The sequence below is a fragment of the Parafrankia colletiae genome, from assembly GCF_001854655.1.
GTDB classification, from domain to species: domain Bacteria; phylum Actinomycetota; class Actinomycetes; order Frankiales; family Frankiaceae; genus Parafrankia; species Parafrankia colletiae.
In genome coordinates this window covers 297,202-310,760 of sequence record NZ_MBLM01000002.1, presented here as the reverse complement: position 1 = coordinate 310,760, position 13,559 = coordinate 297,202, and the positions used below count along the sequence as shown (strand labels likewise).

Below are 13,559 nucleotides of genomic sequence, written 5' to 3'. Positions count from 1 at the left end.
GAAGACGTGAGAGGGAAAGGACCTACCCGCGACATGTCCACGAAGACCGACCCGCGTGGCGCCCGGCGCCTGCCGATCATGGTGCGCCCGGGTCTTTTCGTGTCCGTAGCGGTCGTGACCGTCGTACTGGCTGCGTTCACCCTCCCGGCCACGGTTCCCGACCGGCCGGGTTTCGCCTACTTCAGTGGCGGCGTGATCGGCGCCGGAATCCTCGTCGGGATCCTCCTGGGTGCGGACCTCGCCCGGGCCGCGGCCGCGCGCCGAGCGGGGGTCAGGGTCACCGGGATCACGGTCGGCGCGTTCGGGAGCCGGCTGGGCCTGGCCTCTGCCGGGCGTGACGCCGGCGGGGGCCTGCGGGACGAGGGTGTCGGCGTGGCGGACGGCGCCGCGGCGCGCGACCCGCTGACGCCCGCGACGGGAGACGTGGCCGCGGACGGTGCCATCGCCCGCGCGGGTCTGGGCGTCACGGCTCTCGCCGGGATGATCCTGGTCGCCGTCGGCGCGCTCGCTCCCGGCGGCACTCTGGAACTGATGGGCGAGGTTGCGCTGTGGGTCGGCACGTTCGCCCTGCTCATCACCGTCGTCGACCTGTTGCCCGCGCCGCGGAGCGCAGGTGGCCGGATGCTCGCGGCACGGGTCATGCGGCGTACCGGTGACGCGGCAGCCGCGGCCTGGGCGGTGGCCCGGGCAGGGGTCATCACCGGCTGGACTCTGATCGTCGTCGGGATCGTGGCCTCCTTCCTGATCGGGCTGGTGGGCCTGTGGGCGGTGCTCCTCGGCTGGCTGGCGCTGGGTAGCTCCCGGCTGGCGCAGGCCCAGCAGAAGGCCGCCACCGCGCTCGACGGGGTCTTCGTGCGGGATGTGATGGTCCCCGCCCCGTCGGTGCTTCCGGCCTGGAAGACCGTCGCCGCCGCGCTTGACGAGATCGCGCTGCCGTCGGGCCGCTCGCTTTTCGCGGTCCGTGACTTCGCCGGCACGCTCCTCGGCGTGGCGCGGCTGCATGATCTGGCCGCGGTCCCCGCCGACGACCGGAACCTGGCCCGGGTCACCCGGGTCACCATCCCGATGGACCATGTCGCTACCGCCCGGCCGGATGAGCCGTTGGCGAGCGTGACATCCCGTCTTGCCACGCGACCGGCTGCCGGGGTGATCGTGGTCGTGGCGCCCGGTGCGGACGGCACCCCCGAGATGGTCGGCACGGTGGGCCCGGGTGAGATCGCCAGGGCGCTCGGCACTGCCCCACTACGCGGGCGTGTGGTCTCTTCCGTGGGCTTTGGTCGGCGCCGCTGACCCGACTTCTCCCGCGTTCCGCCGAGACCACAGTCCCTGCCCTGAGACGCCGTCCGGGCCGGAAGGCCCACTCGCTCCTGCTCTGGCCGGCTGCCGGCAACGGCGCCCGGCCGGCCAGGGCCACACCTTCTTCCCAGGCGTCACTGGGCGCTGTCTCCCGCTCCACCCACGGCACCCATGCGTGACCGCTGCCGTGATCGTCACGAAAAGCCCCGTTCGGAGGATATTCCGTGGATGTACCAGCCTGGGCCTGGGTCGCCTTCCTGGGCGGCCTGCTCCTGCTTCTGACCATCGACCTGCTGGCCCATCGCAAGGCCCACGTCATCGGCTTCCGGGAAGCCGCCTGGTGGAGCGTCGGATGGGTGTCGCTCGGCGTCGGATTCGCTTTCGTGATCTGGGCCTGGCAGGGGCCAGGTGCGGCCGGTGAGTACACGGCGGCGTATCTGCTGGAGAAGAGCCTATCCGTTGACAACCTGTTCGTCTTCGCGCTGATCTTCTCGTACTTCAAGGTTCCGCGTGAGTACCAGCACCGGGTGCTTTTCTACGGCGTTCTGGGTGCCCTCGTCCTGCGTTTCCTGTTCATTGCGGCCGGCATCGCGCTGCTGGACAACTTCCACTTCGTCATCTACCTGTTCGGCGCCTTCCTTCTTTACACCGCGTTCAAGATGGTCCGGGGCGACGGTGTCGACATGGACCCGGGGAACAGCAGGGCGGTCAAGCTGCTGCGCAAGGTGATCCCGGTGACGGACGAGTACCAGGGGCAGCACTTCATCCTGCGGCGCGCGGGCAAGCTGGTGGCCACCCCGCTGCTCGCCGTCCTGGTCGCGGTCGAGACCGCGGACGTCCTGTTCGCCTTCGACTCGGTGCCRGCGGCGCTGGGCGTGACGAACGAGACCTTCCTCGTCTACACCGCGAACGCGCTGGCGATCCTGGGCCTTCGGTCGCTGTTCTTCCTGCTTTCCGGGCTGATGGAGAAGTTCCACCACCTTGCCACCGGTCTGGCCGTCATCCTCGCGTTCATCGGCGTCAAGATGCTGCTCACCGACGTCTGGCACATGCCGATCTGGCTGTCCCTGGTGGTTATCGCGGCCGTCCTGACCGGTGCGATCGTGTGGTCGCTGGCGACGGCGCCGCCCGCGGAGGGCGACGGTGACAGCGGCCCCGGCGGACCGGCAGCCGGATCGGCGACCGCCACCGGAACGGCCGCCGTGGCCGGAGCCGGCCCCGTGGCTGGAACGGCCGCCGCCGGAACGGGCGCCCCGCGGGGCGAGCCCGGCCCGACTGACGGCGAGCGTCGGGAGAGCGATGTGACGCCTGTCGGCGACCAACGCCACTGAGCATCCGGATGACGGGGCGGGCGGGCCGGGGGGCTGCCCGCCCCGTCTGCATTCCGCCGGGAAACGGGTGCGGGGGAACAGGTAACGTGCGGAGACGGACATGTACCGGCGGTGAGCGGTCCAATGATTTATACGAACTAGTCATTGGGCGACGCGCCGATTGTCCTGTGGGTGACAGCGCGACGGGCACGTTAGTGTTTCGGCACCGCCGGGATCGTCCGAGCACCCGGAATCCCTCCCTCTTCGTCCAAGGCGGACTATGCACACCTTTTTGGCAGTGGTTGTCTCCTATGGTGGGTCGCCCCAGTTGGCCTGTCTCCTCGCGGCATTGTCCGGTATTTCCGAATCCCGGGTGTCGCTGGTCGAGAACCTGACCGGCACGGTGCACGACGACCTGCCCGCCGGGGTCCGACTGTTCGAAGGGCACGGGAACGTCGGCTACGGCACGGCGGTGAACATCGCCGTGCGCGGCTCGCTGGCGAACGGTGAGGCGCAGCCGGCGCCGGGTGAACCGGTTCCCGAGTGGATCCTCGTCGTCAACAGCGACATCACGGTGTCGGCCGAGGTCTGTGCGACTCTGCCTGACCTGCTTGCGTCCGTGCCGGAGGGCGCCGACGCGGTGGGATTCCCGCTGCGCGGCGARCATGGCCTGCCCGGCCGGGGAACGGCGGTCCTGCCGAACGTCCGCACGAACACGTACACGGCGGTGCGCGGCGAGGCAGCCGCGGTGGCCCGCTGGCCGGACCTCCGCTACCCGGTGGGCGCCTTCTTCGCAATTCGGACGGCCAGTTTCCTCCGCCTGGGCGGATTCGACCCGTCCTACTGGATGTACTACGAGGAGACCGACCTGTTCGCGCGGCTGCACGCGGCCGGTGGTCGGGTGCACTGGGCCGACGACCGGTGCCAGGTCTCCCATGTGGGCGGAGGGACGGTCGGCCGGGCCGGCCTGATGTACGCCGAGCTCGGTCGTTCCGCGGCGATCTACGCGCGGCGCCATCGGGCGGCGCTGGGGCGGGGCTGGCTCGCCGTCCACTCCGGCCAGCTGATCGTCCTCACCCTGCGCAAGCTTGTCGCCGGCCGGCGCCATGACGCCCTGCGCGCCGGGCGCATCCTGGCCGGCCTCGTCGCCGGCCTGGTCCGACCGCACCGGGAGCCGGCCACGCGGTCACGGTGGTGCGCGGTCCCGTCGGAGGCGCGTCGGGACCTGGGCCGGATCGACGCGGCCGTGCTGGGAGCGGACGTCCGTGCGCAGGTGCCACTGCCGCGGTCGATGGTGCCGGCGGCAGTCCGGTCGGACCCTTCAGCGCCTCCGGCGTCGTCGTGGGCGACTGCGGACCGCTGACCCCGGTGGCCCCGGGGCCATGGCCGGCGGGGCCGGGCGAGGCCCGCGGGGCCGCCGTCGTTCCCGGTCTGCCGAGGTCTACCAGCCGCGGGCGCGCCATTCGGCCAGGTGCGGCCGCTCGGCGCCGAGCGTTGTGTCCTTTCCATGGCCCGGGTAGATCCAGGTCCCGTCCGGGAGCGGCCCGAAGACCTTGGCCTCCAGGTCGTCCATGAGGGTGGTGAAGGCCGCCGCGTCACCGAAGGTGTTGCCAGGGCCGCCGGGGAAGAGACAGTCGCCGGTGAACAGGTGCGGAGCGCTGGTGTCCCGGCCATACAGCAGCGCGACCGATCCCGGTGTGTGCCCGACCATGTGCACGACCCGCAGTGTGACCTCGCCGACGTGCACCTCGTCGCCGTCCACGACCGGATCGGTGGTCGGAACGGGGATCGCGGGAACGTCGAGTGGATGGGCGACGGTCCGCGCACCGGTCGCGGCCACGACCTCCTCTAGTGCCTGGATGTGGTCTCCGTGTCGGTGCGTCGTCACCACGGTGCTCAGACCGGCGTCGCCGACGAGGCGCAGCAGCGTGCCCGTCTCGTTCGCCGCGTCGACGAGGAGCTGCTCGCCGGTGGCCGCACAGCGCAGGAGGTAGCAGTTGTTGTCGAACGGGCCCACCGCCACCTTGGTGATCGTGAGGTCCGGTAGCTCGCGGACGTCCGCGGGCCCGCCGACGGTGACGTCGCCCGTGTAGCCGGCGCCGATGTTCATTCCGCTTCTCCTCGGTCTGTGCGTCGCCTGTTCCGGCGGATCGGGGCCGTGATCTGCAGGGTCGAGCAAGGGGTGCGGGCCGCCGGGGTGCCGGGGCTGTCACGGCCGCGGCCCCGGCACCCCGGCGGCCGGGCGTGTGCGGGCCCCGCCCGGCCGCTCCATTCTCAACCGTGTGTCCGCGCGTGTCTGCGTCCCGGGCGTTCGGGGCGGGCTGCGCTCGCCCGGGTGGGGCCTCCGGAATGGGGTGTGGGCTGCGTTGTTGCCGTCCGGGAGCGGGGGGCACGGCTGTTACGAGCCGTTCGTCCGAGGCGTGTAGCGTCGGCTGTGTTCGAACGCGCGTTTGGCTCGCGGCCGGCTGACGGCCGGGGGCGCCGCGCAGGCCGCGGTGACGGAACCCCACCGGTGCCGGCACCGGCCGACGACAGCAGCCGACCACAGCAGCCGACCGAGAACGACGAGGGACCTGACGATGGCCGACCGTCTTGTCGTACGCGGAGCACGCGAGCACAACCTGCGTGACGTCGATCTCGACCTGCCCAGGGACGGCCTTGTGGTCTTCACGGGCCTGTCGGGCTCGGGCAAGTCCAGCCTGGCCTTCGACACGATCTTCGCCGAGGGTCAGCGTCGGTATGTCGAGTCGCTGTCGGCCTACGCGCGCCAGTTCCTCGGCCAGATGGACAAGCCCGACGTCGACTTCATCGAGGGCCTGTCGCCGGCGGTGTCGATCGACCAGAAGTCGACGTCGCGCAACCCGCGGTCGACTGTCGGCACGATCACCGAGGTCTACGACTACCTCCGCCTGCTGTACGCACGGGTCGGCCACCCACACTGCCCGAAGTGCGGCCGGCCGATCTCACGCCAGACTCCGCAGCAGATCGTCGACCGGCTCCTCGAGCTGCCCGAGGGCACCCGCTTCCAGGTACTGGCTCCGGTCGTCCGCGGTCGCAAGGGCGAGTACATCGACCTGTTCGCCGAGCTGCAGACGTCCGGTTTCGCGCGGGTCCGGGTGGACGGCACCGTCGTCGCTCTCACCGACCGCCCGAAGCTGGAGAAGCAGCGTAAGCACACGATCGAGGTCGTCGTCGACCGGCTCGCGGCGAAGGCGTCGGCCAAGCGGCGCCTCACCGACTCGATCGAGACGGCGCTGCGGCTCGGCAATGGCCTGGTGCTGCTCGACTTCGTGGACCGCGACGCCGCCGACCCCGACCGGGAGCGGATGTACTCCGAGCACCTGGCCTGCATGTACGACGACCTGTCCTTCGAGGAGATGGAGCCCAGGTCCTTCTCGTTCAACTCGCCGTTCGGCGCCTGCCAGGAGTGCACCGGGCTGGGTACCCGCAAGGAGGTCGACCCAGACCTCGTCGTGCCCGACCCGACCCTGTCGCTCGCTGACGGAGCCGTCCAGCCCTGGTCCGGTGGGCACAACAAGGAGTACTTCCAGCGGCTGCTGACGGCGCTGTCGGAGGACCTCACCTTCCGGATGGACACCCCGTGGGAGGGCCTGCCGGAGCGCGCCCGCAAGGCCATCCTGCACGGCAGCGGGGAGACCGAGATCCACGTCGGCTAYACCAACCGGTACGGCCGGAAGCGCTCCTACTACACCTCCTTCGAGGGCGTCCTGCCGTTCCTGCGGCGCCGGCACGCCGACGCCGAGTCGGACAGCAGCCGGGAGCGCTACGAGGGCTACATGCGTGACGTGCCCTGCACGGCCTGCCGGGGGGCCCGACTGAAGCCGGAGTCGCTGGCGGTCACCATGGCCAGCCGCTCGATCGCCGAGGTCGCGGGCATGTCCATCCGCGACTGTGCCGACTTCCTGCGCACCGTCGAGCTCAGCGAGCGGGAGCAGACCATCGCGGGCCGGGTCCTCAAGGAGATCGACGCCCGGCTGGCGTTCCTGCTGGACGTCGGCCTGGACTACCTGTCCCTGGACCGGGCCGCCGGCACCCTCGCCGGCGGGGAGGCACAGCGGATCCGACTCGCCACCCAGATCGGTTCGGGGCTGGTCGGGGTGCTCTACGTGCTGGACGAGCCGTCCATCGGCCTGCACCAGCGTGACAACCGGCGCCTCATCCAGACGCTTCTGCGGCTGCGGGACCTCGGCAACACGCTGATCGTGGTGGAGCACGACGAGGACACGATCCGCGCCGCCGACTGGGTGGTGGACATCGGTCCCGGCGCCGGCGAGCACGGCGGCCGGGTGGTCGTCTCCGGTTCCGTCGACGACCTGCTGACCAGCGAGGAGTCGATGACGGGGGCCTACCTCTCGGGCCGGCGCGAGATTCCGGTTCCCGCGGCCCGCCGGCCGCCGGTCCGTGGGCGCGCGCTGACCGTGCACGGCGCCCGAGAGCACAACCTGCGGGACGTGACGGTCTCCTTCCCACTCGGCTGCCTGGTGGCGGTCACCGGGGTCTCCGGGTCCGGAAAGTCGACCCTGGTCAACGACATCCTGGCCAGCGTGCTCGCCAACCACCTCAACGGCGCCCGCGAGGTCCCCGGCCGGCACCGCACGGTGAGCGGGCTCGACCACCTCGACAAGGCGGTCCGCGTCGACCAGTCCCCGATCGGCCGGACACCGCGGTCCAACCCGGCGACCTACACCGGCGTGTTCGACCATGTCCGCCGGCTGTTCGCGGAGACGCCCGAGGCGAAGGTACGCGGGTACCTGCCGGGCCGGTTCTCGTTCAACGTCAAGGGTGGGCGCTGTGAGGCCTGCTCCGGCGACGGCACCATCAAGATCGAGATGAACTTCCTCCCGGACGTCTACGTCCCGTGCGAGGTCTGCGCGGGCGCCCGGTACAACCGCGAGACCCTGGAAGTGCACTACAAGGGCCGGAGCATCGCCGAGGTGCTCGACATGCCGATCGAGGAGGGGGCCGAGTTCTTCGCGGCCGTCCCGGCGATCGCGCGCCACCTGCGGACGCTGAACGACGTCGGGCTGGGGTACGTGCGCCTCGGCCAGTCGGCGCCGACACTGTCCGGCGGCGAGGCGCAGCGGGTGAAGCTCGCCTCGGAGCTGCAGCGGCGCTCCACCGGCCGCACCGTCTACGTACTGGACGAGCCGACCACCGGCCTGCACTTCGAGGACATCCGCAAGCTGCTGGGCGTGCTCGGCCGGCTGGTCGACGCCGGCAACACGGTGATCGTGATCGAGCACAACCTCGATGTCATCAAGACCGCGGACTGGATCATCGACATGGGCCCGGAGGGCGGCACCGGCGGTGGCACGGTCGTCGCCGAGGGCACGCCGGAAACGCTGGCCGCGGTGCCCGCGAGCCACACCGGGTCGTTCCTCCGGGAGATCCTCGGCGGGCGGGGCGCGGCAACCGTGGAGCAGGCCTCGGGCGCCGACACCGGTGGAAGCACGGCCAGGGCGAAGAAGCCCCGCGGCAGGCTGGCGGGCGCCGCCTCCTCGGCAGGATGACGCCGCTGGCGCCGCCGGCTCAGGGCTGCAGAAGATCGTCGAGGACGGCGTCCAGCGCGACCTCGGTGTGTTCCTCGCCGGCGGGGACCACCCGCTCGGTGCGGTCCAGGAAGCTGCGGACCGGGGCGGCGTCGAGTACGACCACGGAGCGCCGCTCGCCGTCGGACAGTTCCAGGCGGATACCGCCGTGCGCCGGCTCGGGCGTGATGCGGACGTCGCCGTCACCGACCGGCACCGGGCCCTCGAGYCCGGCCCGCAGGGCGTCGCGCGGAGCCACCCAGTGCCCCTGTGGCAGCGCCGGATGGTCCGGTCGTGATACCAGGACCAGCGCGACGGCGAGCGGGTCGCAGCTGCGCCAGGTCACCTGGAGAACGGTGATCCGGCCGCGCCCAGGTGCGTCGTCGACGACAAACTCCGTCGTGACGTCCTCCACCTGCACGCGTCGGCCCCCTTGGTCCGAATGCCCCGGCCCTGCCGTTGCGCCGGGCGCCCCTGCCGTGACAAGCCACCACACGGTTGTCGCTGTGGCTGCCGGCCCTCCTGTGTGGCCGATGGCTGCCGTGTCGGTCGCCACGGTGCTGACCGCCACCCTGCTCGTCGCCACCGTGCCGGTCGCTGCCGTGTGCGGACCCGGTGGTGCTGGACTCCACCGTCGCAGCAGTTCAGCCCGGGCGCCACAGACCTGGCCCGATACAGCATACGGCGACCCGGCGATGACCGAGGGCGGACGCTGGATCGTCCGGGCGACAGGTCAGCCACACCAGCCACACCGGGCTCTCCGGCAGACGGGGTGCCGGTCGGGAGGCCACCTTGTCATCAGCGGCCCGCCCCGCCCGGCCCGGCGGTCAAGCGATCTCCGCCGGCGACATCCGATCGGCGTGCGGGGGGACGGAAAGCTCGCCGGCAGCCCTCGGAGGTACTTCGGAGGCCGGGCCGTCCTGCTCGCGGGATCGCCTGACCGGTTCCGGGGGATCCGAGGGGGCTCGACGCGGTCAGTTTCGGGGGTGCTCGACGTCGTGGAAGCTGAGCGTGATGGAATGGATACGTGCAGGCACCGCTCAGGTCGGAGGATGGCCGCCGTAGGCTCGGTTCATGGCTGATCCGGCGACCTACCGGCCCCCGCCGGGCTCGATCCCCGAGACCCCGGGTGTTTACCGCTTCCGCGACGAGCATGGCCGTGTCATCTACGTGGRCAAGGCCAAGAGCCTGCGGTCCAGGTTGGCCAACTACTTCGCCGATGTGCACACCCTGCACCCCCGGACACAGCACATGGTCACCACGGCCAGCTCGGTGGAATGGACGGTGGTCTCCACCGAGGTCGAGGCGCTTCAGCTCGAGTACACCTGGATCAAGGAGTTCGACCCGCGGTTCAACGTCCGCTACCGCGACGACAAGAGTTACCCGAGTCTCGCCGTGACGCTCTACGAGGAGTTTCCGCGGCTGCAGGTCATGCGCGGGYCGAAGCGGCGCGGGGTGCGTTACTTCGGCCCCTACGCGCACGCCTGGGCCATCAGGGAGACGCTCGATCTGCTGCTGCGCGTCTTCCCCGCGCGCACCTGCAGTACCGGCGTCTTCAAGCGGGCCGGCCAGGTCGGCCGCCCGTGCCTGCTCGGCTACATCGACCGCTGCTCGGCGCCCTGCGTCGGCCGGGTCGACGCGCAGGCCCATCGGGAGATCGTCGACGACTTCTGCGACTTCATGTCCGGGCAGACCGGCCGCTACCTGCGCCGGCTGGAGCGCGAGATGCGCGCGGCGGCCGACGCCCAGGAGTACGAGCGCGCGGCCCGGCTGCGCGATGACATCGGGGCACTGCGCCGTGCGGTGGAGAAGCAGGCCGTCGTCCTGCCGGACGGCACCGACGCGGATGTGATCGCCTTCGCCCAGGACGAGCTGGAGGCGGCGGTCCAGATCTTCTATGTGCGGGGCGGCCGGGTCCGCGGCCAGCGCGGCTGGGTCGTCGACAAGCTCGAGGACGTCACCACCGGGGATCTCGTCGAGCAGTTCCTGACCCAGGAGTACCTCGAGGGTGTGCAGGCGGAGGCGGCCGCAGGCCTGGCGGTGTCGCCGGTGGACCAGTCCGAGGCCGCCGCGGAACAGCCAGAGGCCGGCGTGGAACAGTCCGAGGCCACCGCCGGGGCGCGCGCCGCGTCCGCCGGCCGTCGCGGGCCGGCCGCCGAGCCGGGGTACACGGGCGAGGTCCCCCGCGAGATCCTCGTCCCGGAACTGCCGCCGGACGCCGACGCCGTCGTGGAACTGCTCAGCCGGGCCCGCGGCGCGCGGGTGGATCTGCGTGTCCCCCGCCGGGGGGACAAACGCACTCTGATGGAGACTGTCGAGCGCAACGCCGGCCAGGCGTTCACGCTGCACCGCACGAAGCGCGCCGGAGATCTCACGGCCCGCAGCCGGGCCCTCGCCGACCTGCAGGAGGCACTGGAGCTGCCGGACGCCCCGCTGCGCATCGAGTGCTTCGACGTGTCGAACATCCAGGGCACCAACGTCGTGGCCAGCATGGTCGTCTTCGAGGACGGGCTGGCGCGCAAGTCGGAGTACCGCCGCTTCGCCATCCGCGGTGTCGACGGTCAGGACGACACGGCGAGCATGCACGAGGCCGTCCACCGCAGGTTCTCCCGCTACCTGGCCGAGCGTGCCCGAACCGGCGAGCTGGCCGGCTTCCCCGGCGTCGACGAGGGCACGGAGACCGACACCCGGGCAGCCGGGACCACCCAACCGGACACAGAGAGCCCGGTCGCCGAGAGCCCGGTCGCCGAGGGGCTGGCCGTCGGGGGATCGGGAGCCGGCCCAGAGGTGCCCGGGCGTGATCCCGAGACCGGCCAGCCGCGGAAGTTCGCCTACCCGCCGAACCTGGTCGTCGTCGACGGCGGGCCGCCGCAGGTGGCCGCCGCTGCACGGGCGCTCGACGAGCTCGGGATCGATGCCGGGCCGGGGGGCGTCGCGCTGTGCGGCCTGGCGAAGCGCCTGGAGGAGGTCTGGCTGCCCGGCCAGGATGAGCCCGTGATCCTGCCCCGGACGAGCGAGGCGCTCTACCTGCTGCAGCGCGTCCGGGATGAGGCGCACCGCTTCGCGATCACCTATCACCGGCAGAAGCGGTCGGCGTCGATGGTCGCCTCGGTGCTCGACGGGGTGCCCGGTCTCGGGGAGACTCGACGCAAGGCGCTGCTGCGGCAGTTCGGGTCGGTGGCCAAGGTGCGCGCGGCGAGTGCGGCGGAGATCGCCCAGGTGCCGGGGATCGGCCCGCGGACGGCGGAGGCGATCGTGGCCGCGCTGGCCCGGTCGGCTCCCGGTGGAGCCGAGGCGCCCCCGCCGGCCGTCGACCCACTGACCGGCGAGATCATTGCGACGATGTCCGACCCGGTGGGGGTGGGCCCGGCGAGCGAGAGCACCGGGCCCGGCGAGCCGGGCGTGATCCGGGGGGTGGCGGGTTGACCACCGCGACGCTTGATCTGGCAATCATCACCGGGCTTTCCGGTGCCGGCCGCAGTACGGCCGCGAAGTGTCTGGAGGACCTGGGCTGGTTCGTCGTCGACAATCTGCCGCCGGCGCTGTTGTCGACGATGGCGGAGCTCGGCCATCGCTCGGGTGGGGCGGTGAGCCGGATCGCGGTCGTCGTCGACGTCCGTGGCCGGGCCTTCTTCTCCGATCTGCGGGCGGCCGTCGAGGCACTGGACTCACGCGGTATGCATCCGCGGATGCTGTTCCTCGAGGCGTCCGACGACGCGCTGGTGCGCCGGTTCGACCATGTGCGGCGTCCGCACCCGCTGCAGGGTGACGAGCGGGTGGTGGACGGGATCAACCGCGAGCGGGCGCTGCTCGCGGAGCTGCGCGGCGAGGCAGACCTCGTGCTCGACACCACCGACCTCAACGTGCACGAGCTGCGGGCGAAGATCGATGTGGCGTTCGGCCAGCCGCGGGCGAACCGGCTGAACGCGACCGTGGTCTCGTTCGGCTACAAGTACGGGCTCCCGCTGGACGCGGACTTCGTCGCCGACTGCCGCTTCCTGCCCAACCCGCACTGGGTGGAATCGCTGCGGCCCTACACCGGCCGGGACCCGCAGGTGCGCGACTACGTACTCGCCCAGCCGGGCGCGGCCGAGTTCGTCGACCAGTACACGACCCTGCTGCGCCTGGTCGGTGAGGGCTATGTGCGGGAGGGCAAGCGGTACCTGACACTGGCGGTCGGCTGTACGGGCGGCAAGCATCGCAGCGTGGCGGTCGCGGAGCAGCTGGGGGCACGGCTGGCCGCCGACGGGGTCGGCGTCCGCGTGGTGCACCGGGATCTGGGCCGCGAGTGACCGGCGACGCTCCCGCGATCACCGCGTTCGGTGGCGGGCACGGTCTCGCAGCCTCGCTGTCGGCGCTGCGGCGGATCAGCCGCAGGCTGACCGCGGTGGTCACCGTGGGGGACGACGGCGGATCGTCCGGCCGGCTGCGTACCGAGCTCGGCGCGCTGCCGATGGGCGATCTGCGGATGGCCCTCGCCGCCCTCGCCGGTGCGGACGACTGGTCGCGGACCTGGGCCGGGCTCTTCCAGCACCGGTTCGGCGGCGGTGGGCCGCTCGCCGGGCACGCGGTCGGCAACCTCGTCCTGACCGCGCTGGCCGAGCGCGCCGGGTCGCCGATCGCCGCCCTCGACCTCGTCGCGTCGCTGCTCGGCGCGCAGGGTCGGGTACTGCCGCTGTCCTGCGACGGCATCGACATCGTCGCGGACGTGACCGGCCTCGACCCGGCCCGGGCGGCGGAACCGGTGGAGGTCCGCGGGCAGGCCGCGGTCGCCACCACACCCGGCCGGGTGGCCGGCGTGCGGCTGGTGCCGGCCGCGCCGGCCGCGTGCGGCGCCGCCCTGACCGCCGCGGAGGCCGCGGACTGGATCGTCCTCGGCCCCGGATCGCTCTACACGAGCGTGCTGCCGCACCTGCTGGTGCCCGACATGCACGCGGCGATCACCGGTGCCCAGGCTCGCCGCGTGATGGTGCTCAACCTCGTGGCCCAGCCCGGTGAGACGGCCGGGTACACGCCCGAGGCGCACCTGCACGCGCTGGCCACCCATGTTCCCGGGCTGCGGCTGGACGTCGTGATCGCGGATCCCGCGGCGGTCGGCGACCCCGGCCCGCTCGCCCGCGCGGCGATGGACCTCGGCGCCCGCCTGCACCTTGCGCCCGTGCGGGACGTCAGAGATCCGGCCCTGCACGATCCCGCGCTGCTCGCTGCGGCGTTCCGGGCGGTGTTCGCGGCCGATGACCCGCGGCCGGCGGTGCCGACACCGCCCCGTCCGGTCGACGGACGGACCTGGCCGGACCGGCAGCCAGGCGCGGGCTGTGCCGACCCCTCGGGTGTCGGTTGCACATCCACCGGTGGCCCCGGCCACCGGATCCCTTCCGGTGAAGGCAAGGAGTGATCTGTGTGG

At 72.1% G+C, this 13,559-nt stretch carries 9 protein-coding genes; 7 read left to right on the top strand and 2 right to left on the bottom strand.

Features of this window, described 5'->3' with window-relative positions; all coding sequences use genetic code 11:
- The first annotated feature begins 33 nt into the window (after positions 1-33).
- From CC117_RS01410 to CC117_RS01400, 3 genes are all read left to right on the top strand, one after another.
- Complete coding sequence (locus CC117_RS01410; protein ID WP_071081873.1) at positions 34-1,290, top strand: zinc metalloprotease; 1,257 nt, start codon at positions 34-36, stop codon at positions 1,288-1,290.
- A gap of 230 nt (positions 1,291-1,520) precedes the next feature.
- Complete coding sequence (locus CC117_RS01405; protein WP_071081872.1) at positions 1,521-2,627, top strand: TerC family protein; 1,107 nt, start codon at positions 1,521-1,523, stop codon at positions 2,625-2,627.
- Between the two features lie 259 nt (positions 2,628-2,886).
- Complete coding sequence (locus tag CC117_RS01400) at positions 2,887-3,969, top strand: glycosyltransferase family 2 protein (protein WP_071081871.1); 1,083 nt, start codon at positions 2,887-2,889, stop codon at positions 3,967-3,969.
- A 78-nt stretch (positions 3,970-4,047) separates the two neighbouring features.
- Here CC117_RS01400 and CC117_RS01395 read toward each other — a convergent pair whose 3' ends face one another.
- On the bottom strand, positions 4,048-4,716 hold the full coding sequence (locus tag CC117_RS01395; protein WP_071081870.1) for an MBL fold metallo-hydrolase: 669 nt from the start codon (positions 4,714-4,716) through the stop codon (positions 4,048-4,050).
- A 469-nt stretch (positions 4,717-5,185) separates the two neighbouring features.
- Between CC117_RS01395 and uvrA the strand changes: the two genes are divergently transcribed.
- Complete coding sequence (gene uvrA, locus CC117_RS01390; protein WP_071081869.1) at positions 5,186-8,137, top strand: excinuclease ABC subunit UvrA; 2,952 nt, start codon at positions 5,186-5,188, stop codon at positions 8,135-8,137.
- 19 nt (positions 8,138-8,156) lie between these two features.
- Here uvrA and CC117_RS01385 read toward each other — a convergent pair whose 3' ends face one another.
- Positions 8,157-8,576: an SsgA family sporulation/cell division regulator gene (locus CC117_RS01385; protein ID WP_071081868.1), complete on the bottom strand. Its 420-nt coding sequence runs from the start codon at positions 8,574-8,576 to the stop codon at positions 8,157-8,159.
- Between the two features lie 653 nt (positions 8,577-9,229).
- Between CC117_RS01385 and uvrC the strand changes: the two genes are divergently transcribed.
- Genes uvrC through CC117_RS01370 form a run of 3 tightly spaced genes read left to right on the top strand, consistent with a single transcriptional unit; the run spans position 9,230 to position 13,550 of the window.
- Entirely contained in the window at positions 9,230-11,581 is a 2,352-nt protein-coding gene (gene uvrC / locus CC117_RS01380) for an excinuclease ABC subunit UvrC (protein WP_071081867.1), read from the top strand.
- Positions 11,578-12,447, top strand: coding sequence for an RNase adapter RapZ (gene rapZ / locus CC117_RS01375; RefSeq protein WP_071081866.1), 870 nt, complete (start codon positions 11,578-11,580; stop codon positions 12,445-12,447). Before uvrC ends, rapZ begins: the two co-directional genes overlap by 4 nt.
- A complete protein-coding gene (locus CC117_RS01370) occupies positions 12,444-13,550 on the top strand; it encodes a gluconeogenesis factor YvcK family protein (protein WP_071081865.1) in 1,107 nt (368 codons plus the stop codon). Before rapZ ends, CC117_RS01370 begins: the two co-directional genes overlap by 4 nt.
- The last annotated feature ends 9 nt before the right edge of the window (positions 13,551-13,559 follow it).